Raw genomic sequence first — 21,461 nt, 5'->3', positions numbered from 1 at the left:
TTATAAGAGTAAGCTTTTTGATTTATCCCCGATTTGTATTATATAAGTCGATATCCTATATTGTGTATTCTTACCAGTTATTTGTCATCAATGAAAAATCAGTCTTTATAGTTAAATATTTGATAGCGGATGAAAAAGAAATAATAATACTGTGGAAATGATTGACAATTTCAAGATATATGATATATTATAGTCATAATGTTATAACATTACAATAAAATTAACATTATGAGAGGATAAAAATATGAAATATACATTTCCAGAAAATTTTAAATGGGGTAGTGCAGTTTGGGCTCAAGGAACAGAAGGAGCATTTGATAAAGATGGGAAGGCACCAACAGTATGGGACGAATACTATCGTTTATCACCTGAACGTTTTTTTAATGAGGTTGGTCCAAGTGAAACATTAAATTGGTATGAGGATTATGAAAAGTATGCTCAATTGGCTCAGGATATTGGTCATAACAGTTTTAGAACATCTATCCTATGGGCAAGATTGTTACCTGATGGTAAAACTATCAATCAAAAAGCTGTCGAGTTTTATAGGAACATGTTTCAATCTTTTAAAAAAAGAGGGATGGAACTATCAATTGTTTTATATTGGTTTGATATGCCTTTAATGTTTGAAAAGCAAGGTGGGTTTACGAAACGTGATGTTATTGAACCGTTTGTTTATTATTGTCAAAAATGTTTTGAACTATTTAGTGATTATGTAGATATCTGGTATATATATAATGAACCAATTGTGGATGTGATGTTTAAGTATCAAAATGATATGTGCTATCCAAATTTATTAGATTGGAATTTAGCAAGCAATGCGATTTATCACATGGTTGTTGCTCATGCAAAGGTTGTAGATGTGTTTAAGAAAGGAAACTATCAAGGAAAAATAGGAACTGTATTGAATCATGGACATATTTATGCAAGGAGTCAGCATCCTGCAGATCTTTTAGCAAAGCATCGTGTGGAATTGATGATGCAATTGTCTTATGAGGAACCCTTGTTACTTGGTAAAGTTAATGAAGAATGGTTAGCCTTTGTAAAGGAATATGGTGCTCACATAGAAGTTCATGAAGAGGATGCTAGTTTCATAGCGAACAATACAATTTCTGTATTAGGTTTAAATATTTATAGTCCTGAAAGAGTGAAATGTCCTACTTATCAAAGAAATTCTGAAGCACCAATAACATTTGATTCATTTAGTGAACTCTATATTATGCATGGACGTCAAATGAATACTGATCGTGGCTGGGAGATTTATCCAAAGTGTCTTTATGATACATTAATATTGATGAAAGAAAAATATGGAAATCCAGAAATGAGAATTACAGAGAATGGTATGGGTATTCAGGATGAATATCGTTTTAGGAATAAAGAAGGACAAATCCAAGATGATTATCGTATTGATTATGTAAAGAAACATTTAAAATGGGCTCATAAAGCAATACAGGAAGGGGTTAATCTTGTAGGTTATAATATGTGGTCATTTATTGATTTGTGGTCACCATCGAATCAGTTTAAAAATTGTTATGGTTTTTATGAATATGATTTGAAATCTGGTGAAACAAAACGTAAAAAGAGTGCAGATTGGTTCGAATATGTAACTAAAGTTAACGGTTTTGAAGAATAATATATGAGAGTTTACAAAAATTGGTAATATAGTGTATAATAAAAAGAAGTTATAATGAAGAGAGGGAGTAACATGAAATTAAGTTTTCAAAGTGGACAAAAACCATTATGGAGTCAGCTTTATGATATCTTGGAATCGCGCATTCTTAATGGTGATTACAAAGAAGGTGAAGTTTTACCAAGTGAGATGGCTTTGATGGAAGAGTTTGAGGTTTCTAGAGTAACAGTACGTCAGGCTATGGACAAACTTATTAATGCTAAACTGATTTCCAGAAAAAGAGGGAAAGGCACTATTGTTTTAAAGCGTGAAAATACTGTAGCAACTTCTTTTCAATCTTCTTTTAATGGTGTGGAAGAAAAAAATAATGCAAATGATCGAAGAGTGATCAGCGTTGAATATGCTACACCTCCTATTGATGTTGCTTATTTCTTTGGAGTCTCAGTTAATCGACCAGTTTTGAAATTAACTCGTCAAACATATGTGGATGAAAAACCTGTGACTCATTATGAGTCTTATATCAATCCAATTGTTCCAGTAGATGATCAAACAGATTTTAGTGGATCTATGTATGCAAAACTTGAACAAGCAGGCTATCCAATTACACATGTTAAAGAGAAAATCACTGCTGCTCTTATGACTGCTAAAGAAAAAGAAATGTTTGGTGTTACAAGAAATGAGGCTCTTATGAATCGTATTCGTATGGGCAGTTCTGAAGATATACCAATTGAGTACACATATTCTAGATATGTTGCAAATGGATATGAACTTGTTATAGATTTGAAATAAAATAAGGTACTGAGTATCTTATTTTTTATTTTATGTTAGAATGTTATAACATTCTAACATAAAAGTATTGCATTCTTGATAAGTTGTGCTATAATAACATTGTAATGTTATAACATTTAGTAATGAGGAGGAGAGAAAGGTATGGATAAATTCCAAAGTAAGTTAGAAGGTATTTTAATGCCTATAGGTTCTAAGATTGCAAATAATAAGTACTTAAAGGTATTGCAAAAATCATTTATTGCTGTTATGCCATTGACTATTGCTGGGTCAATTGCATTAATTATTTCGTATTTCCCATTCATTGATTATGTTGTTCCTGCTGATGTTTTGAATGAGATTATTACTTTCTTGGATGCCATGTCAAGTGCAACATTAAGCATCGTTGCATTATTCTTGGCTGGTGTTATTGGTTATTATTATACAAGACAAGAAGAACATGAAGGTATTTTTGGAGCTATTGTTATGATTTGCTGTTTCTTAATTGTGACTCCTATGGGTTGGAATGAGGAAGGTGCATTTGCATATATTCCCATGACATGGTTAGGAGGACAAGGTTTATTAACTGCAATGATTGTCGGTTTTGGTGGAGGTGTTATTTATAATAAATTAATGAACTCTAAAATGACGATTAAATTGCCAGAGTCAGTACCACCAATGGTAGCTGAACCATTTAAAATGCTGATTCCAGCTTTAGCAACATTCTTAGTGTTTGCAGCAGTAAGGTATGGAATGTCATTTACTTCTTTTGGAGATGTACATACATTCTTCTTCAATGTTTTCCAAACACCATTGATGGCATTGGGAACAAGTTTGCCTGCTTCAATTATTATTGTTGTTTTTATTCAGGTTTTATGGTTTATGGGGTTACATGGACAAAATATTGCTGGTTCTGTTATGACGCCAATTTGGAATGCGGCCATGATTGCAAACTTAACTGCTGTACAGAGTGGACAATCACCTCAATACATTTTTACTGGTCAATTCTTTACAGGTTTCATTTGGATGCAATTTGTATCTTTGATTGTTGCTTGTTTAATCAGTGCCAAGAGTGAACAATTAAAAGCTGTGGGTAAATTATCAATTGGATCAGCATGCTTTAATATTTCTGAACCTATTGTGTTTGGGTCACCAGTTGTATTGAATTTTATGTTATTGATTCCATGGGTTGTGACAATGGCTGTCTTTGTGCTTGTGACTTGGGGATTCATGCAGTCAGGATTATGCCCTTATCCATTAGGTGCAGATATTCCTTGGACAACACCTCCATTGATTTCAGGTTGGTTGATTACTGGTTCACCAATGGGAGCAGTTGTACAAATTGTCAATGTTATTATTGGAACATTTATCTACTTACCATTTGTAAAAATGTATGATAAACAATTGGTAAAACAAGAACAAGTTGGACAAACTGAGGCTTAAATATGAAGTTTAATCCTGGATTTGATATTCAACCAACTTATGAACCATTGGGCTTTCAATATGGTCAAAATGTTTTTGGACCAGAAGTTGAAAATAGAAGTTTAGATGCTATAAGAAAGAATCTTATGGAGCCAACATGTGATGGTCCTGCAGTTGTTTACTCTATTGCGATGGATGTAGGAAATGATGACGATAAGCAAAATATGATTGAACGAAATCTATTGTATGGAGCAGTGACATATGCGAAAGGAACATTAGGAAAAGAGCCAATTCGTTCACAAGGGCACATTCATGCTGTATCACCATCTTGTGGAATGTCGACATGTGAAGTTTATGAAATTTGGAGTGGTGCTGCTTATATTTACATGCAGGAAACTGCTCAAGATCATCCTGGAAGATGCTTTGCGGTTTATGCAAAACCAGGTGATATTGTGATTGTCCCACCGGGATGGGCACATGCCACAATTGTTGCTGATATAACACAAAATCTCACTTTTGGAGCATGGTGTGTAAGAGATTATGGATTTGATTATGATGAAGTGAGAGCACATAAGGGGGTCGCCTGGTTCCCGATTGTGAATGAAAACAGAATTGATTTTATAGCAAATCAATTTTATCAGAAAAGTCAGCTAATTGTGAAAGAACCAAGAATATATGAAGAATTTGGTATTCGTAAAGGAATTCCGATTTATCAGCAATTTGTTGAAAATCCTGATTTATTCTTATTTGTATCACAGCCACAACTGGCAAAGGAAAAGTGGGAAAATTTTATTCCCTAGGAGGTATTTATGAAAGTCATTGAACCATCAGTGATACATCATATTCAAAATGGTGTATTAGAAGGTAAGGATATAGAGAGCTATACAAAAAGATATCATGAAGTGAATTATCTTTATGAAAAACAAAGAGAGGATGATCCTATTGTCTATGAAGTTTATTCATATTCAAAAGGAAAAGATATTTTAGGAAATCTGAATTGGGGCTTAACAGTGTTGAAACCTGTTTATTCACATAATGAATGTAATATGACAAAAGGACATTTCCATGTAAATAAAGATTGTGCAGAAATTTATTTTGGAATTGCAGGTGTAGGATTATTATTGTTGATGGATGAAGAAGGTCATACTTGGGCTGAAAAAGTTTATGAAGGGTCTTTACATCATATTGATGGGAGAATTGCTCATCGACTGGTCAATACAGGTGATGAAGATTTAAAAGTTGGTGCATGTTGGCCAACATCAGCTGGACATGATTATCACGCTATTGAAAAAAGAGAATTTGGATATCGTGTATATAAAAGAAATGGTCAAATTGAATTTGAAAAAAGATAGGAATGATGTGAAATGAATTATGATAAATATCCTGAAATAAAAATAAATGGTTTTGATGATCAAGTCTTTGCTGATGTTCAAGGTATTAAAAATGAATTAGAAAAATATAGTCAAGAATCTCAGTTTTGTATGACTGTAGAGTGTTATCCAGGAGTTGATGATGAAATCTTGGAAATGATTCAAGATATTTATGATCCAGAAATTGTGATAAGAAGTGAAGATATTTTCTATAATCAAGAAAAGTTGAGTCAGATGATGGCATCGCATTTGACTGAAGATCGTGTCCGTGGTGTTATGTATTATGGAAAGATGGAAGATTTTGTAGATCAGCAAAAGTGTATTGAAATGAAAAAAGTCCTGTCTTCAAAGCAAAGAATTTTAATTTATGGGGTTGGAGCAAGTTTAATATCTCAGGGTGATCTCTATATATATTGTGATATGGCAAGATGGGAAATCCAATGCCGTTATCGAGAAGGAATGCCAAACTTTAAACAAGATAATCAAGATGAAGATACTTTGAGAAAAATCAAAAGAGGGTTCTTCATTGAATGGCGTATTGCTGATAAGCAAAAAATGAAGATGTTTGATCATATAGATTATCTCATTGACAGCAATATCAAAAGGAATCCAAAAATGTTGACAGGTGAAGCGTTGAGATCAGGATTAAGGCAAATTGTAAAGCGTCCATTTCGATTAGTGCCTTATTTTGATCCTGGTGTCTGGGGTGGTCAATGGATGAAGGAAGTCTGTGGTTTAGATTCAAAACAAGATAACTTTGCGTGGAGTTTTGATGGTGTTCCAGAAGAGAACAGTCTTTATTTAAAATATAATCAGACACGTATTGAGATTCCTGCAATGGATTTGGTATTGTACCAGCCACGTGAGTTATTAGGTATGAAAACATATTGTCGTTTTGGAGCAGAGTTTCCTATACGTTTTGATTTTCTTGATACAATTGGTGGACAGAATTTGAGTCTTCAGGTGCATCCGCTGACTGAATATATAAAATCACATTTTGGGATGACTTATACTCAAGATGAAAGTTATTATATATTGGATTGTCAAGATGGTGGTGGTGTTTATTTAGGATTAAAGGATAATATTCAACCTCATGAAATGATTGATGATTTAAATAAAGCACAAAAGGGTGAAGGGTCTTTTGATGCAGATCGATATGTGAATTTCTTTGAAGCGAAAAAACATGATCATTATTTAATTCCAGCTGGGACAGTTCACTGTTCATCTTCTAACTGTATGGTTTTAGAAATTAGTGCAACACCATATATCTTCACATTTAAGTTGTGGGATTGGGATCGATTAGGATTAGACGGCCTCCCTCGTCCAATTCATATTGAGGATGGTGCAAAGAATATTCAATGGGATCGTACAACACAATGGGTTAAGGATAATCTTGTGAATAATATTCAGATTATTCATGAAGAAGATGATTATTTGGAAGAAAGAACTGGTTTGCATGAGTTAGAATTTATTGAAACAAGACGCTTCACTTCTTCAAAGAAAACATATCATCATTGTGAAGATGGTGTTCACATGTTGAACTTAGTTGAAGGGACACAGGCAGTTGTTGAAAGTCCAACTGATGCGTTTGAACCATTCATTGTCCATTATGCAGAAACATTCATTCTACCAAGTGAAGCAAAAGAATATACAATTAGACCATATGATAGTGAAGAAACAATTCGTTTTGTGAAAGCGTATGTCAGACAGTAATAAGATGAGTCTTCAAATAAAAAAATACTTCATGATTATTTTTAGTTTTATGATTGTCGGCATTGGTTTTGCTTTTACACTGAAGGCGAATGTAGGAGTTGGTGCATGGGATGCGTTAAGCGCATCCCTTAACTCTTTGACTGGGATTGAGGTTGGAACTTTAGGGATGATTTTAAATATTGTTTGTGTATTAGGACAAATCATTATCTTAAGAAAAGATTTTAAAATGATTCAATTCTTACAAATACCATTAAGTGTCTTACTTGGAATTGTTATCAATTATGTATTATATGATATTCTTATATTTCCATTTGAATCTTTTATAGGACGAATCATCATGTATATTATATCTACTGAAGTTTGTGTTGTTGGTGTTGCTTTCATTATGGTATTAGATGAAGTGACTTTTGCTTTAGAGGGATTTTGTGATGCTCTTACAAAAATGATTCCATTAAAGTTTCATGTGATAAGACAATGTGCTGATATTCTTTCGTTTGCAATTATTATTGTAATGACTCTTTTTACTGATATTCCTTGGTCTATAGGTATAGGAACAGTGATAGGAATGGTTATATTTGGACCAAGTTTAGGGATGTTCATGAAGTTGTTCAAAAGGATGCTGGTGAAAGAGGTAAGTATATAAAGGAGGAACTATGTTACACAAAAAATTAGTAAAGTTTGATAATGATTTTCTTTGGGGTGCGAGTACTTCAGCATATCAAGTAGAAGGTGCGAACCTTGTTGATGGGAAAGGACCATCGTGCCAAGATGTGAAGGAAGTGCCAGAAGGGACTTCTGATTTGACTGTTTGTGCTGATCATTATCATCATTTTAAAGAAGATATTGCTTTAATGGCAGAAATGGGATTTAAAACATATCGTTTTTCAATCTCTTGGTCTAGAGTTTTACCTCAAGGAACTGGAAAAATAAATCCTAAAGGAATAGAATTCTATAATCAATTAATAGATGAATGTTTAAAATACAATATTATTCCATTTGTGACAATGTTTCATTTTGATATGCCAGCAGCTCTTGATGAAAAAGGTGGTTGGAGTTGCCCTGAATCAGTAGAATGGTTTCTTGAATATGCTAGGGTCTTATTCAAAAACTTTGGTGATAGAGTTAAATATTGGTTAACAATCAATGAACAAAATATGTTGACTTTAGCGGGTCAGGTTATTGGAGCACTTCATTTACCAAAAGGATGTACAAATGAAATGAAGGAGATTTACCAACAAAATCATTATATGTTGGTAGCCCAAGCAAAAGTTATGTCTTTATGTCATGACATGAATCCAGATGCAAAAATTGGTCCAGCACTAAATATCTCGTTAGTGTACGCTGCAAGTTGCAGGCCAGAAGATGTTATAGCAGCCCAAAATTTTAATGCAATAAGAAACTGGTTATATTTAGATGCATCAGTCTATGGTGTCTATAACAACCTTGTGTGGGCTTATCTTCAAGAGAATGATGCGTGTCCAGAATTTGCCGATGGAGATGCGGAAGCTCTCAAAAATGGACATCCAGACTTTATTGGATTTAATTACTATAACACGGCAACATGCCAAGAAAGTGATGGAACAGAAACTGACAATCCAGTTGCTGATCAACAAACAACAGGAGGGGCAGCGGGATTATATCGTGCATACAGAAATGAATATTTAGAAATGACAGAATTTGGCTGGGAAATAGATCCTGTAGGTTTTAGAGGAACAATTCGTGAAATTTATTCTCGATATAGATTACCTATGATTGTCTGTGAGAATGGAATAGGAGCCTATGATCAATTGGTTGACGGGAGAGTTCATGATTCTTATCGTATTCAATATCTGAGAGAACATATTGAACAGATTCAATTAGCGATCAGTGATGGTTGTGAAATGATGGGATATTGTCCTTGGTCAGCGATTGATCTGATTTCAACACATGAGGGTATGGTGAAACGTTATGGATTTATCTATGTTGATAGAGAAGAATTTGATTTAAAACAATTAAAGCGTTATCGAAAGGATTCTTTTTATTGGTATAAGAAAGTCATAGCAACACATGGCCGAGATTTGACAGATCGTTTTGAAGTGGGATAGGAGAGGAAAATGATTTATTTGACATTAGATATTGGTGGGAGTGCCATAAAATATGGATTGATTGATGATTCTATGACATTTTTGGAAAAAGGAAGTATACCTGCGCCTACAGAAAATAAGGAACAATTTTTAGATTCTATATACTCATTTTATGAAAAGTATAAAGGGAGTATAAGTGGTATAGGTATCTCAATGCCAGGAGTCATTAATCCAGAGATTGGTTTTGCGAAAACAGGAGGAGCCTTTTCTTTTATTAAAGATATGAATCTTGTTGAGATATTGCAAGAAAGAATCCCTTTGCCAATAACAATCGGAAATGATGCCAAATGTGCAGCGTATGCAGAACTTGGTTTTGGATGTTTAAAGGGGATAAGTGATGCAGTAATGATTGTTCTTGGAACAGGGATAGGTGGATGTTTAATCATTGATGGAAAGGTTCATATTGGCAAATCATATGCTTCTGGTGAGTTTTCATGTGTAAGCACTGCAAAATACTGCACTCAATCGGAAGAAGATGAATGGTGTCATGAAAATGGGAGTTCTGGATTGCTTAAATCCGTACAAAAGTCACTGAATACAACACAGCAATATACTGGCAAGGAGATATTTGAAATGGCTAATAGAAACAATCCACAAGTCTTAAAAGGGATTGATGATTTTTGTAATAAGCTTGTTCGTCAAATATTTAATCTTCAAGCAATATTTGATCCGGAAATGATAGCTATTGGTGGAGGTATATCTAAACAACCAATATTACGAAAATATATAAATAAATATATTGAGAAAATGAATAGTTATTATCAAAATCATGACTACCCATTGAATAGACCAAAAGTTGTGATATGTCAACATGGTAATGATGCCAATCTTATAGGCGCACTCTTTCAACTTAAAAATATGATGAAGTTATATTATAAGGATGATACTGTTCTAGAAAGAAAATAATTGAGTTGAATGAAATGGGAAATGTCAGTTATAAAATGTATTGATGCAAAGAAGTAACAATATAAAGTTATTTCTTTTTTTTGATATAGTCATTTACTTATGTAGATTATTATATTTTTTATTAAATAAGTATATATTGTCAATTTTTTATGCTGTTTTTTTATAATCAGAACAGTGATTTATTGAATGATATTTCAAATTAAGATATAAAGGATTTTATTATTTTATATCCTTGTTTATAAAGAACATATTCTCTCATTGATATACAATAAAACAACATGTTTGGTATCATCATTATTTTTGCAATCATTCATTGAATAAATATTAGGTCTTTGTATATTTAGTAAATGTATTTAATGATTTAGTAAAAAGAATTGACTTTGTTTACTAATATGTTAAAATAAGAATATAAGAATAATGAAGGAGGGTTTATATGAATCATGAAATCAATAGATTGATTCATTTTGGGTTAGAGCATGGAATGATTCAAGAAGAAGATAAGGATTATACTGTTAATTTGTTATTGGATCTTTTTCAATTGGAAGATTTTGAATGGGAAGATATTTATGAAACTTTATCTGAATGTACACCTATTTTAGAGAATATGCTTGATTATGCTGTTGCAAAAAAATTTATTGAAAATAATATAACATCAAGGGATTTATTTGATACACGTATTATGAATTGTTTAATGCCTCGACCAAGTGAAGTTGTGAAAACATTTTATGAACGATATCAATTTCAACCACAGGCTGCGACAGATTATTATTATGGTTTATCCATTGCATCTAACTATATTAGAAAAAGTCGAACTGATAAGAATATTCGTTTTAAAAGATATTATAAATATGGCAATATTGAAATCACAATCAATCTTTCAAAGCCAGAAAAAGACCCTCAAGAGATTGCAAAAGCAAAACTTATCAAATCAAGTGGGTATCCAAGATGCTTGTTATGTAAAGAAAATGTTGGCTTCAAAGGTGATTTAAATCGAGCAGCTAGACAAACTCATAGAATTATTCCTGTTGAATTAGATCATTCACATTATTATTTACAATATTCACCATATGTTTATTACAATGAACATTGTATTGTTTTTAACCAAGAACATAAACCTATGGTTATTAATAAAGAAACATTTACACATTTGTTATCTTTTATAGAAATATTTCCACATTATATGCTAGGTTCAAATGCTGATTTGCCAATTGTTGGTGGTTCAATTTTGACTCATGATCATTTTCAGGGAGGGAGATACACTTTTCCAATTGAAGGTGCTGAGGTTATTCAAACAATCAAACTTCAAAATTACCCAACATTGACAATTGAAGTCATGAAATGGCCATTATCCACAATCAGAGTAACTTCATCAGATAAAGCTGCTATTGTTGATTTTTCAGAGACTGTTTTGAAACAATGGAAAATGTACTCACTTCCTTCTTTAGATATCATTTCTCATACTGGAGATATTCCACATAATACAGTCACACCGATTGCTCGTCGAAAGAATTCTGAATATCAAATGGATTTGGTATTACGTAACAATCGTACAAGCGAAAAGTATCCAGATGGTATATTCCATCCACATCAGAATTTGCATCATATAAAAAAAGAAAATATAGGTTTGATTGAAGTTATGGGATTAGCAATCTTACCGGCACGCCTCAAAGATGAGTTAGAATTATTAAGAGCCTGTCTTTTGCATCAATCTCATATCGAAGATTATGCTGTTTTAGAGAAACACCAATTATGGTATCAGGAACTTGAAGAAAGTTATGTAATCAATGAAGATAATGTTGATAATATTATTGCTGAATCATTAACACGAAAGTTTGTTAATGTTTTAGAAGATGCTGGTGTTTTTAAAATGAATGAAGAAGGTATTGATGCGTTTATAAGTTTTGTAAAATCATTTGACAAGAAGGAGGAATAAAAATGATTAGAATCATAGAAAGTTTAGATAATGGTATTGATCTCATTTCTATGCAAAATGATGAATTGGAAATTGTAGTTTCTAATTTTGGTTGTACAATTGTAAAGATTTTAATGAAAGATAAAGATGGTCATGTTGGAGATGTTGTTTTAGGTTATGATGATTTTAAAAGTTATCAGACACTTGATGCTTATTTGGGAGCGTTGGTAGGGAGAGTTGCAAATAGAATTGGAAAAGGGCATTTTTCTTTAAATAATGAAGAGTATACATTAGCTATTAACAATGGTCCTAATCATTTACATGGCGGTATAAAAGGATTTAGTTATCAAACTTTTGATTATGAAATAAGAGATGGATATACAATTATATTTCATTATTCTTCACCTGATGGTGAAGAAGGTTATCCTGGCGATTTAGAGTTGAAAGTTATTTACGAATTAAAAGATGATACACTTCATATTCGCTATCTAGCAACAACAAATAAGGATACACTGATTAATATCACTAATCATTCTTATTTTAACTTGTCTGCTAAGCAAGAAAATGTTTATAATCATTTATTACAAGTGAAAGCAGATCAATATGCATGCATTGATTCAGATGGTTTACCAACTGGAAAATTCCAACAAACAAAAGATACTGCTTTTGATTTTTTACAGCCAACGACAATAGGAGAGCAGATTATCAAAGATGATAAGCAGCTTCAATTAGGAAAAGGATTTGATCATCCATTTATTTTCAATACCCAACAAAATCAAGTCATATTAGAACATCCAGCAACTGGAAGACGTTTAACTGTTTCTACAACATTACCTGGAGCGCAGATTTATACAGCTAATTATTTAGATGGACGTTTAGGAAAATATGGTCAACATTATTATGAAAGAGATGCAGTTTGTATTGAAACGCAAAATTTACCAGATGCTATTCATATTGAAGAAAATCCGACAACATTATTAAAGAAAGGTGAAACTTATGATGAAATGACATCATATAAGTTTGAGGTTATAAAATCATGAAAAAGGCAAGTTTATTAATACAGGAGATACAGACTCATAAATATAATTCTATTTTTAAAGATGTTTATGTTGATGAGCATTTATTAAGTTATCAAAAAGAAAGATATGTTCAAGCAATTGAAAAATTTATTTCATTGTATGGTGATCAGGAAGTTGAAATTTATAGTACACCAGGGCGTAGTGAAGTTTGTGGAAATCATACAGATCATCAGCATGGTGAAGTTTTGGCTGCTGCAATTAATTTAGATATTATTGCTGTGGTTGCTCCAACTAAAGAGACAATTAAGGTGTTGTCTGATGACTATGATATTCAAGGTGTAAATATCAAGGATTTAGAAAAAAGAGATCAGGAAGTTGAAAGTTCAGAAGGTCTTATTCGAGGTGTATGTGCGAGATATCAGCAATTAGGATATAAGATTGGTGGATTTAATGCTTATATGACAAGTGATGTTTTACAGGGGTCTGGTTTGTCATCTTCAGCTGCTTTTGAAGTTGTTGTTGGGACAATACTTTCTGGACTGTATAATAATATGTCTATTAATCCAGTGACAATTGCACAAGTTGGTCAATATAGTGAGAATGTTTATTTTGGAAAGCCATGCGGTCTTATGGACCAGTGTGCCTGTTCAGTGGGAAGTCTTATTCATATTGACTTTCAGGATAATGAACATCCAATTGTGAATAAGATAGAAGTTGATTTTTCGGAATTTAAACACAGTTTATGTATTGTTGATGTTCATGCATCACATGCAGATCTGACAAATGACTATGCTTCTATTCCTTATGAAATGAAAAAGGTGGCTCAATATTTTGGGAAAGAGGTCTTGAGAGATGTTGAAGAAGCAGAGTTCTATAAAAAATTACCTGAAGTAAGAACCGCAATCAATGATAGAGCTGTTTTAAGAACGATTCATCTTTTTGAAGAGAATAAACGTGTAGAGAAAGCTGTATCAGCTTTAAATGATAGAGATTTTGATACTTTTAAAAAGACAATCAAAGCTTCTGGCGAAAGTTCTTTTAAGTATCTGCAAAATATTTATTCAAATCATAATACTGATCAACAAGCTGTTTCCATCGCATTGGCACTGTCAGAAGATATTTTAGGAGCAAATGGTGTATGCCGTATTCATGGTGGTGGATTTGCAGGAACAATTCAAGTTTTTGTTGAAGATGAATTTGTAGACACATATCAAAGAGAAATTGAGAAATATTTTGGTGAAGGATCATGCCACGTTTTGAAAGTCAGAAAGTATGGTGGAATGAAAGTTTTATAGTTAAAGAAGTGTAACTTCATAGTAGACGCTATGATATGCACTTTTTTCTTTTACATTTTCATAAGATTTTAGTACAATAAAAATATAAAGGAGGAATCAATATGTATTGTTATCAATGTGGAAAACAGGTTGAAGAAGATGTGAAATTCTGCCCTTATTGTGGTGCACAGCTCAATTCGCATGACCAAAATAATGGAAATGGATATAACCCTATTAATCAGAATTATCAAGGTTCATATCAAAAACCAGATGATGAATCAAGTTTTGGTTATGCACTGCTTTCTTTTTTTATTCCAGTTGTTGGGCTTGTCTTATATCTGGTATGGAGCAAAGAATATCCATTGCGTGCTAAATCTTGTATCAAAGGCTTTATTGCTAATATTGTTTTTTATGTTTTGATGTTTTGTTGTATCATGAGTGGAATTGTTGGTATTGCTTCTCAATATGATGATGAAGTTCATTGGAATCATAATGATTTTAACGCTGTTGTAGAAACAGTTTCTTATGAGTAGTCTTATTGATTTTATATATCAGAGGTTATCACAGTTTGGAAGTATACCTATGTGTAATGGTATAGCTGAACGTGCTCCTCATATTTTAGGCTTTTGTTTTCCTTTGTGTTATAGATGCACATTTATTGTTATTTTATTTATAATGACTTTGTATATTGCTTATAAACACAAAAAAACAATTCCTTTGTATGTTATTTTCCTTTGCATGTTACCAATGATTATTGATGGAAGTCTACAAACATTTTGGGGAATGATGAGTAACAATTTGAGAAGAGCATTAACAGGAGCTGTTTTCGGGTATGCCCTGGGAATGCTTGTCACAAAAGCATATATTTATATTGATAAAAAATAACTTGAAACAACTTTTGAATGTAAAAAAGTTGTTTTCTTTTACAAAAAATTATCATTTCTTATCATGATAAAAAAGACTAGTCGTCTATAATAAAATAGTGTATAATGACAATCGGAGGCGGTATAATGTATAAATTGTTAGAACCATATGGAAAATTAGTAGAATTTTTGGGAGAAGCTTTAGGTGAAAATGTAGAAATTGCATTACATGATTTGACTTCTCAAGAACAGGAAATAGTAGCAATATCAAACAGTCATATTTCTGGCAGAGAGGTTGGTGCTAAACTTTCTAATCTATCAATTCACTATTTGGAGACAAAACAATATAAAGATCATGATTTCGTAATGAACTATAAAACAACTGGTCCAGATGGAAAACTGTTACGATCAGCAACTTATTTTATAAAAGAAGAAGGGCATGAGGTTCCAGTAGGAATGTTGTGTATTAATGTGAATATTTCTGACTATGAATATTTAGAGTCTACATTAAAGAGAATTTTAGGAATTAAGGAATCTAAGGATGTTGAATTTAAATTAGATAATCCAATTGAGATTCTATCATCACCATTAGATGAAATGATTGATTTATACATAAAGGAATGCTTAGAACAAATGGGATTTCCAAGTTATTTCTTAGTTGAAAGATTGAATGTAGAAGAAAAGATTAAAGTTGTTAAATATTTACAAGATAAGGGTACATTTAAGGTAAAGGGAGCTATTGTTCTTGTTGCTGAAAAATTGGCTGTTAGTGAGCCAACAATTTATCGTTATTTAAAGAAAATGTAAGGGGGATTTTATGAAAGACATTGTTTTTGTAAGTGGGCACAAGAATCCAGATAGTGATTCTATCTGCAGTGCTATTGCTTATGCACATTTATTATTTGTAACTGGACGCTATAATGCTGTGCCGGTTAGACTTGGTGATGTTAATAAGGAAACTGAGTTTATTTTGAAGAGATTTGGTGTAGAGATACCTGTTTTGTTAAAGACTGTTAAACAAAAAGTTGAAGACTTGGATTATGATAAAGTAACTGTTTTTTCAAAGGAATTGACTTTAAAAACTGCTTGGGCCTTAATGAAACAACAAAATTTAAAAAGTGCACCTGTTTTAGATGACCATAGTCAATTGTTAGGGTTATTGTCTACATCTAATATTATTGAAGGATATATGGATGATTGGAATAGTGAAATTCTTAAAGAAGCCAATACACCAATTGAAAATGTTATTGATACATTAGATGCAAGTATTTTATATTTAGATAAATCCTTAAAAACAATTAAAGGTGAAGTACATATTGCTGCCATGACTGGAGAAGAAGCCATGAAACGCATTCATGAAAATGATGTTGTTATTGTTGGTGGAGATAGAGATGAAGCTGTTGAACATTTGATTGAAGGGAAAGTTTCTTTAATTATTCTAACAGGATTATTATCAATTGATGATGCTTTATTAAATAAATGTATGGAAGCTCATATTAGTGTTATTTCAACGCCATTTAATACATTTATGTCATCACAACAAATTATTCAATCTATTCCTGTTGAATATGTTATGCAAAAAGGTGGGTTAACAACATTTTCAACAGATGATACTTTAGATTATGTGAAAGAAGTGATGAGTGAAACACGTTATAGAAGTTATCCTGTTTTAGATTTTATGGGAAGAGTTGTAGGGTCAGTTTCCCGTTTCCAAGTCTTAAATGGAATGAGAAAAAAAGTGATTCAAGTTGATCATAATGAAAGAGGACAATCTATTGATGGAATTGAGGATGCAGAGATCTTAGAAATTATTGATCACCATAGAGTTGCAGATATTCAAACAATTGGACCTGTCATGTTTAGAGCAGAACCAGTTGGATGTACAGCAACGATTGTTGCTAAATGTTATAAGGAGCAAGGTATTGAAATACCTGCTGATATGGCTGGACTTATGCTAGGGGCTATTATAAGTGATACGCTTTTATTCAAATCTCCTACATGTACACCAACTGATACAAAGATGGCTAAAGAATTAGCAGCTATTGCTAATGTGGATATTAAAGACTTTGGAATGGACATGTTTAAAGCTGGAACTTCGTTGGTTGGAAAAACTGTTGAAGAGATTTTTAATCAAGATTATAAGAAGTTTAGTTTTGGAGATGTTTCTGTTGGAGTGGCTCAAGTCAACACAATGGATATTGAAGGATTTGCGCCATATAAGGCTGAAATGTTGGCATATATGGAAAAGGTTGCAGTGGATAATCATATGCAATTTGCTATGTTGTTATTAACTGATGTTATTAATGCTACAAGTGAAGTGTTTGTTGCTGGTCCACGTCCTGATTATGTCGAAACAGCATTCAAGATTGATTTGGTTGAACAACAGGCAAGTCTTCCAGGTGTTATTTCTAGAAAGAAACAAGTTGTTCCTGTAATCACTGATGTGTTAACACAATAGTATGTGAAGATGAAACATTTCATTTGTTTCATCTTTTTATTTTAAAATGACATTAGAATAGAGACGTGATAGAATAGACGTCATAAGGAGGTTGCTAAAGATGATAGGTATTTATTTTAGTGGAACAGGAAATACAAGATACTGTGTAGAAACATTTATGAGGAAATATAAGGATAATTCTGAAACATATTCAATAGAGGATGACAATATTGAGAGCTATATTTTAAAGAGTCACGAGATTGTTTTTGGCTATCCTGTACAATATAGTCAAATACCAAAGTATGTTAAAGATTTTATTGATAATCATGCTGATTTATGGAAAGGCAAACATATTTTTGTAATAGCAACAATGGGGCTTTTTAGTGGTGATGGCGCTGGGCTATTGGCACGCCAGTTAAAACAATATGGAGCTACTATTGTTGGGGGATTACATTTAAAAATGCCTGATTCGATTGGTGATGAAAAGGCATTAAAACGTCCGTTGGATGTGAATAAAGAACTTGTTATTTCGGCAACTCATAGGATTGAAGAGGCTGTTATGAATTTGAAGATGGGCCAACCTTCACAGGTTGGGTTAGGTTTTTTCTATCATTTGGCAGGCTTGTTTGGACAAAGATTATACTTCTATAATAAAACTAAAAAATATAATGATAAATTAAAAATAGACATATCAAAGTGTATAGGATGTGGAAAATGTGTTGAATTATGCCCAATGAAAAATATTGATTTAAAGGCTGGTGTTGCGACTTCTCATCATCAATGTACAATGTGTTATCGCTGCGTTAATAATTGTCCTACAATGGCATTGACAGTACTTGGGAAAACAGTTATAGAACAAAGTCGTATTGAGAAATATTTGTAAAATAAGGAGGATTATTCTATGAATGCAGAAGAGATATTACAATATTGCTTGGACAATCTTAAAGGAGTTGTCATGGTAGAAAGCTGGGGAGAAAGAGGAATTTATTATAATCCTGAAGGGCTTCTTCAAAGAGGGGTGTATATTTTAACGATTAAGGATAAAGATGGTCAAAATGATAAGGGTTCACAAATAAATAGAGAAGGTGTGTTTCGCGTTAATTTAGGGATTCGCAAGAAAACATTTATTGATTTGTTTGGAGCAACGCCTAAAAGACCAGCGGCTGGAGAGATGGTTGATATGAATTGTGATTTCACTTCGTTGAATCAAATCATGCCTCATCCTGTATATGCATGGATGAGTTGGATCTGTGTTCTTAATCCAACTCCAGAGACATTTGGAAAATTGAAACCATTGATACAAGAATCATATGAGTATGCAAAAGAAAAATATAAGAAGAGAAAATAAATTTACAGTCAATGAGGATTTATATAATAGAAAAAACTGCACTCATTGTTATTGATATGTAAAAAGAATCAATATAGTTATCACCCAAAACTTATAGATAAAATGAATTGAAAGATTCAAGAAAGTGTATAGAGATAAGAAGTGGTTATCTATATTAAAAATAAAGGAAGGCGAAAGAAACAATGCATCTGGATTTGTAGAAGGACTATTGGTTGTTTCTGATTATATTTTTGAGAAAGAGAAAGCAAGCTTGTTTCATAATCAAAAATTGTAAATTTATTAAAAGAAAACAATATACTCCATATTCAACTTGTTGCTATTGATGGAAATCAATGTGTTGACATCTTAGCAATTGAGGGTATTCGACTAGACTTCTCTATAGACTTTCTAACTTATTATATAGGTTTTAAATCTATAAATCAGTTTGAAATAACAAAGCAAAGATTGCTAAAATCGCATGTTTATATTATAGACAATAATGAGGAATAAGACTATGAATAAAAAAAGTTATCAAAAAGATATAGAAATCATTTTATCGCACAGATATGATAATGGTGATGATTTATGGACAACTGAAGATAAGAAATTATTAAAAGGTGCCCCATTTACTACCTTGGAGAGTGTGAACTTTTTGTTGGAATTAGGAGTATCACCTGAGGATGAGATTATGAAGAGAGTGGCTACTCTTATTTTGAGTGTATATAAAGAAGATGGTCGGTTTAAAATATCACCTTCAGGAGGAATCTATCCTTGTCATACTGCACTTGCTTTACAAACACTTTGTCATATGGGATATTCTCAAGACCAAAGAGTTCAGAACTCATTTCAATACTTTTTGAATACCCAAGAGGATGATGGGGGATGGAAATGTTATAAATATAGTTTTGGAAGAGGGGAAGAAACAAATTATTCTACACCTAATACAACACTTATTGTTTTAGATGCATTCCGTTTTACAAAGCATTTTAATGAAAATAAAGCACTAGATAAAGCTGTTCATTTTTTGTTAGAACATTGGGTAATAAGAAAACCAATTAGCCCCTGTCACTATGGGATTGGCAAACTTTTTATGCAAGTTGAGTATCCGTTTAGAGGATATAACCTTTTCCATTATGTTTATGTGTTATCGTTCTATAAGTCAGCCAGACATGATCCAAGGTTTTTAGAGGCTTTCCAAGTATTACAATCCAAATTATTAGATGGACAAATTGTAGTAGAACGTGTGGTTCCAAAATTAGCTAAATTATCTTTTTGTGAAAAAGGAAAGCCAAGTGCCTTAGCAACACAGCGTTATCAAGAAATATTAATGAATATAGGAGGAGATTGTCATGAGTAATATATATGATAATGAAGAGTTTTTTGAAGAATATGCGAAAATGGCGCGTAGTCAAAAAGGATTAGATGGGGCTGGTGAATGGCACCAGTTAAAAGTTATGTTTCCAGATTTAAAAGAAAAAACAGTATTAGATTTAGGTTGTGGATATGGATGGCATTGTCAATATGCTGTTGAATGTGGAGCTAAGCAAGTTTTAGGGATTGATTTAAGTGAGAAAATGATTCAAGAGGCACAAACGAGAAATAGAGATACACGTATTACATATAGGGTTTGTGGATTGGATACATATGAATATCCAGCGAATACATATGATTGTGTAGTTTCAAATCTGGTCTTACATTATGTTAAAGATTTAAGTCAGGTTTATAAGAATGTATATAAGACATTAAAAAAAGATGGTGTCTTTATTTTCAATATTGAACATCCTATATTTACAGGGAGTGTCAATCAGGAATGGATTTATGATGAACAAGGAAAACCATTATATTGGCCAATTGATCAATATTTCATGACAGGTGAACGCGTCACACACTTTTTAGGAAAAACGGTTACAAAGCAACATCATACATTGACACAAATTCTCATGGAACTCCTTAAAGCAGGTTTTCAAATTGAAGTTATTGAAGAAGCTAAGCCATCGTCAGATATGTTAGATATTCCTGGGATGAAAGATGAACTACGAAGACCAATGATGTTATTGGTGAAAGCGAAGAAGTAGATGATGAATATGTGAAGATCAAAAATATGATGAAGGCAGCGAACATTTCTATAATAACAATGAAAATGATAGAAGCTTTAATATTGTTGTGTAACTGAAATTTAGAAAGAGTTCGTACCGCTCTAAAAAGTATAATATATATAGTTTGGCAGTTTCTTATACAAGAGACTGCTTTTTACGTTTGCGTCTTGACAAATTGCATACAAGTGTATATACTGTACTTGTATGATAAGTACAGTATGGTGGTGAAAGTATGGAAATTATATTAAGCAATAGTTCGAACGAGCCTATATATCAACAAATTACTTCACAAATTAAAACAATGATTATAGATGGAACACTCAAAACAGGTGATTCAATGCCATCAATGCGAAATTTGGCCAAATCATTGCATGTCAGTGTAATTACAGCACAACATGCTTATGAAGATTTGCAGAAAGATGGTTTTATTGAAACAGTCGCAGGAAAAGGGACATTTGTATCTGCTCAAAATAAGGATTTTATTAAGGAAGAGCAGTTACGGATCATTGAAGAAAAAATTGAAGATATTGTGAAAATCGCTAAGATTTATGATGTTTCTTTAGAGAATATGATAAAAACATTAACAGTGATTTATGAGGAGGAATAA

General features: G+C 32.4%; 22 protein-coding genes. All 22 read left to right on the top strand.

Annotated features, from left to right (window positions below; translation table 11 throughout):
• Positions 1-244: 244 nt before the first annotated feature.
• The 22 genes from GQF29_RS05030 (at position 245) to GQF29_RS04925 (ending at position 21,461) form a co-directional block, all read left to right on the top strand.
• Entirely contained in the window at positions 245-1,630 is a 1,386-nt protein-coding gene (locus tag GQF29_RS05030; protein WP_054689320.1) for a glycoside hydrolase family 1 protein, read from the top strand.
• A gap of 72 nt (positions 1,631-1,702) precedes the next feature.
• The gene (locus tag GQF29_RS05025; RefSeq protein ID WP_008790035.1) at positions 1,703-2,416 is read left to right on the top strand and encodes a GntR family transcriptional regulator; all 714 of its coding nucleotides are present in this window, start codon (positions 1,703-1,705) and stop codon (positions 2,414-2,416) included.
• A 141-nt stretch (positions 2,417-2,557) separates the two neighbouring features.
• Positions 2,558-3,835, top strand: coding sequence for a PTS sugar transporter subunit IIC (locus GQF29_RS05020; protein WP_008790034.1), 1,278 nt, complete (start codon positions 2,558-2,560; stop codon positions 3,833-3,835).
• Positions 3,836-3,837: 2 nt separating this feature from the next.
• Positions 3,838-4,614, top strand: coding sequence for a glucose-6-phosphate isomerase family protein (locus GQF29_RS05015; protein WP_008790033.1), 777 nt, complete (start codon positions 3,838-3,840; stop codon positions 4,612-4,614).
• Between the two features lie 9 nt (positions 4,615-4,623).
• Positions 4,624-5,166 carry a glucose-6-phosphate isomerase family protein gene (locus GQF29_RS05010; protein WP_008790032.1) on the top strand — a complete coding sequence of 181 codons (543 nt, stop codon included), beginning with the start codon at positions 4,624-4,626 and terminating at the stop codon, positions 5,164-5,166.
• Positions 5,167-5,178: 12 nt separating this feature from the next.
• Positions 5,179-6,897 (top strand): class I mannose-6-phosphate isomerase, encoded by a 1,719-nt coding sequence (locus GQF29_RS05005; RefSeq protein WP_008790031.1) that lies wholly within the window; start codon positions 5,179-5,181, stop codon positions 6,895-6,897.
• On the top strand, positions 6,884-7,540 hold the full coding sequence (locus GQF29_RS05000; protein ID WP_008790030.1) for a YczE/YyaS/YitT family protein: 657 nt from the start codon (positions 6,884-6,886) through the stop codon (positions 7,538-7,540). Before GQF29_RS05005 ends, GQF29_RS05000 begins: the two co-directional genes overlap by 14 nt.
• Before the next feature lie 10 nt (positions 7,541-7,550).
• The gene (locus GQF29_RS04995; protein WP_008790029.1) at positions 7,551-8,981 is read left to right on the top strand and encodes a glycoside hydrolase family 1 protein; all 1,431 of its coding nucleotides are present in this window, start codon (positions 7,551-7,553) and stop codon (positions 8,979-8,981) included.
• 9 nt (positions 8,982-8,990) lie between these two features.
• Positions 8,991-9,926, top strand: coding sequence for an ROK family protein (locus GQF29_RS04990; RefSeq protein ID WP_008790028.1), 936 nt, complete (start codon positions 8,991-8,993; stop codon positions 9,924-9,926).
• Between the two features lie 433 nt (positions 9,927-10,359).
• A complete protein-coding gene (locus GQF29_RS04985) occupies positions 10,360-11,859 on the top strand; it encodes a UDP-glucose--hexose-1-phosphate uridylyltransferase (protein WP_008790027.1) in 1,500 nt (499 codons plus the stop codon).
• 2 nt (positions 11,860-11,861) lie between these two features.
• Positions 11,862-12,878, top strand: coding sequence for an aldose epimerase family protein (locus GQF29_RS04980; RefSeq protein WP_008790026.1), 1,017 nt, complete (start codon positions 11,862-11,864; stop codon positions 12,876-12,878).
• Positions 12,875-14,152, top strand: coding sequence for a galactokinase (locus GQF29_RS04975; RefSeq protein ID WP_054689313.1), 1,278 nt, complete (start codon positions 12,875-12,877; stop codon positions 14,150-14,152). Before GQF29_RS04980 ends, GQF29_RS04975 begins: the two co-directional genes overlap by 4 nt.
• Before the next feature lie 101 nt (positions 14,153-14,253).
• Positions 14,254-14,664 carry a zinc-ribbon domain-containing protein gene (locus GQF29_RS04970; RefSeq protein WP_008790024.1) on the top strand — a complete coding sequence of 137 codons (411 nt, stop codon included), beginning with the start codon at positions 14,254-14,256 and terminating at the stop codon, positions 14,662-14,664.
• 49 nt (positions 14,665-14,713) lie between these two features.
• On the top strand, positions 14,714-15,016 hold the full coding sequence (locus tag GQF29_RS04965; RefSeq protein WP_017144098.1) for a DUF2085 domain-containing protein: 303 nt from the start codon (positions 14,714-14,716) through the stop codon (positions 15,014-15,016).
• 125 nt (positions 15,017-15,141) lie between these two features.
• On the top strand, positions 15,142-15,801 hold the full coding sequence (locus GQF29_RS04960) for a helix-turn-helix transcriptional regulator (RefSeq protein WP_008790022.1): 660 nt from the start codon (positions 15,142-15,144) through the stop codon (positions 15,799-15,801).
• Between the two features lie 10 nt (positions 15,802-15,811).
• Positions 15,812-17,452 (top strand): putative manganese-dependent inorganic diphosphatase, encoded by a 1,641-nt coding sequence (locus GQF29_RS04955; RefSeq protein ID WP_008790021.1) that lies wholly within the window; start codon positions 15,812-15,814, stop codon positions 17,450-17,452.
• 100 nt (positions 17,453-17,552) lie between these two features.
• Positions 17,553-18,314, top strand: coding sequence for an EFR1 family ferrodoxin (locus GQF29_RS04950; protein ID WP_008790020.1), 762 nt, complete (start codon positions 17,553-17,555; stop codon positions 18,312-18,314).
• A gap of 18 nt (positions 18,315-18,332) precedes the next feature.
• Positions 18,333-18,779 carry a DUF6194 family protein gene (locus tag GQF29_RS04945; protein WP_008790019.1) on the top strand — a complete coding sequence of 149 codons (447 nt, stop codon included), beginning with the start codon at positions 18,333-18,335 and terminating at the stop codon, positions 18,777-18,779.
• A gap of 124 nt (positions 18,780-18,903) precedes the next feature.
• Positions 18,904-19,053 carry a hypothetical protein gene (locus GQF29_RS04940; RefSeq protein WP_017144099.1) on the top strand — a complete coding sequence of 50 codons (150 nt, stop codon included), beginning with the start codon at positions 18,904-18,906 and terminating at the stop codon, positions 19,051-19,053.
• A gap of 219 nt (positions 19,054-19,272) precedes the next feature.
• Positions 19,273-20,115, top strand: a complete 843-nt coding sequence (locus GQF29_RS04935) for a prenyltransferase/squalene oxidase repeat-containing protein (protein WP_017144100.1) — start codon at positions 19,273-19,275, stop codon at positions 20,113-20,115.
• Positions 20,108-20,833: a class I SAM-dependent methyltransferase gene (locus GQF29_RS04930; protein ID WP_008790017.1), complete on the top strand. Its 726-nt coding sequence runs from the start codon at positions 20,108-20,110 to the stop codon at positions 20,831-20,833. The genes GQF29_RS04935 and GQF29_RS04930 overlap by 8 nt, the downstream gene beginning before the upstream one ends.
• A gap of 253 nt (positions 20,834-21,086) precedes the next feature.
• Positions 21,087-21,461 carry a GntR family transcriptional regulator gene (locus GQF29_RS04925; RefSeq protein ID WP_008790016.1) on the top strand — a complete coding sequence of 125 codons (375 nt, stop codon included), beginning with the start codon at positions 21,087-21,089 and terminating at the stop codon, positions 21,459-21,461.

Origin of the sequence: Coprobacillus cateniformis (assembly GCF_009767585.1) — a bacterium.
GTDB lineage: Bacteria > Bacillota_I > Bacilli_A > Erysipelotrichales > Coprobacillaceae > Coprobacillus > Coprobacillus cateniformis.
The sequence above is the reverse complement of the archived record's forward strand: the minus strand, read 5'-3'. Positions and strand labels throughout refer to the sequence as shown.

What these genes read in the sequence shown, in the direction of transcription:
- GQF29_RS05030 (WP_054689320.1), top strand. Translation starts at nt 245, where the DNA reads ATGAAATATACATTTCCAGAAAATTTTAAATGGGGTAGTGCAGTTTGG.
- GQF29_RS05025 (WP_008790035.1), top strand. Translation starts at nt 1,703, where the DNA reads ATGAAATTAAGTTTTCAAAGTGGACAAAAACCATTATGGAGTCAGCTT.
- GQF29_RS05020 (WP_008790034.1), top strand. Translation starts at nt 2,558, where the DNA reads ATGGATAAATTCCAAAGTAAGTTAGAAGGTATTTTAATGCCTATAGGT.
- GQF29_RS05015 (WP_008790033.1), top strand. Translation starts at nt 3,838, where the DNA reads ATGAAGTTTAATCCTGGATTTGATATTCAACCAACTTATGAACCATTG.
- GQF29_RS05010 (WP_008790032.1), top strand. Translation starts at nt 4,624, where the DNA reads ATGAAAGTCATTGAACCATCAGTGATACATCATATTCAAAATGGTGTA.
- GQF29_RS05005 (WP_008790031.1), top strand. Translation starts at nt 5,179, where the DNA reads ATGAATTATGATAAATATCCTGAAATAAAAATAAATGGTTTTGATGAT.
- GQF29_RS05000 (WP_008790030.1), top strand. Translation starts at nt 6,884, where the DNA reads ATGTCAGACAGTAATAAGATGAGTCTTCAAATAAAAAAATACTTCATG.
- GQF29_RS04995 (WP_008790029.1), top strand. Translation starts at nt 7,551, where the DNA reads ATGTTACACAAAAAATTAGTAAAGTTTGATAATGATTTTCTTTGGGGT.
- GQF29_RS04990 (WP_008790028.1), top strand. Translation starts at nt 8,991, where the DNA reads ATGATTTATTTGACATTAGATATTGGTGGGAGTGCCATAAAATATGGA.
- GQF29_RS04985 (WP_008790027.1), top strand. Translation starts at nt 10,360, where the DNA reads ATGAATCATGAAATCAATAGATTGATTCATTTTGGGTTAGAGCATGGA.
- GQF29_RS04980 (WP_008790026.1), top strand. Translation starts at nt 11,862, where the DNA reads ATGATTAGAATCATAGAAAGTTTAGATAATGGTATTGATCTCATTTCT.
- GQF29_RS04975 (WP_054689313.1), top strand. Translation starts at nt 12,875, where the DNA reads ATGAAAAAGGCAAGTTTATTAATACAGGAGATACAGACTCATAAATAT.
- GQF29_RS04970 (WP_008790024.1), top strand. Translation starts at nt 14,254, where the DNA reads ATGTATTGTTATCAATGTGGAAAACAGGTTGAAGAAGATGTGAAATTC.
- GQF29_RS04965 (WP_017144098.1), top strand. Translation starts at nt 14,714, where the DNA reads ATGTGTAATGGTATAGCTGAACGTGCTCCTCATATTTTAGGCTTTTGT.
- GQF29_RS04960 (WP_008790022.1), top strand. Translation starts at nt 15,142, where the DNA reads ATGTATAAATTGTTAGAACCATATGGAAAATTAGTAGAATTTTTGGGA.
- GQF29_RS04955 (WP_008790021.1), top strand. Translation starts at nt 15,812, where the DNA reads ATGAAAGACATTGTTTTTGTAAGTGGGCACAAGAATCCAGATAGTGAT.
- GQF29_RS04950 (WP_008790020.1), top strand. Translation starts at nt 17,553, where the DNA reads ATGATAGGTATTTATTTTAGTGGAACAGGAAATACAAGATACTGTGTA.
- GQF29_RS04945 (WP_008790019.1), top strand. Translation starts at nt 18,333, where the DNA reads ATGAATGCAGAAGAGATATTACAATATTGCTTGGACAATCTTAAAGGA.
- GQF29_RS04935 (WP_017144100.1), top strand. Translation starts at nt 19,273, where the DNA reads ATGAATAAAAAAAGTTATCAAAAAGATATAGAAATCATTTTATCGCAC.
- GQF29_RS04930 (WP_008790017.1), top strand. Translation starts at nt 20,108, where the DNA reads ATGAGTAATATATATGATAATGAAGAGTTTTTTGAAGAATATGCGAAA.
- GQF29_RS04925 (WP_008790016.1), top strand. Translation starts at nt 21,087, where the DNA reads ATGGAAATTATATTAAGCAATAGTTCGAACGAGCCTATATATCAACAA.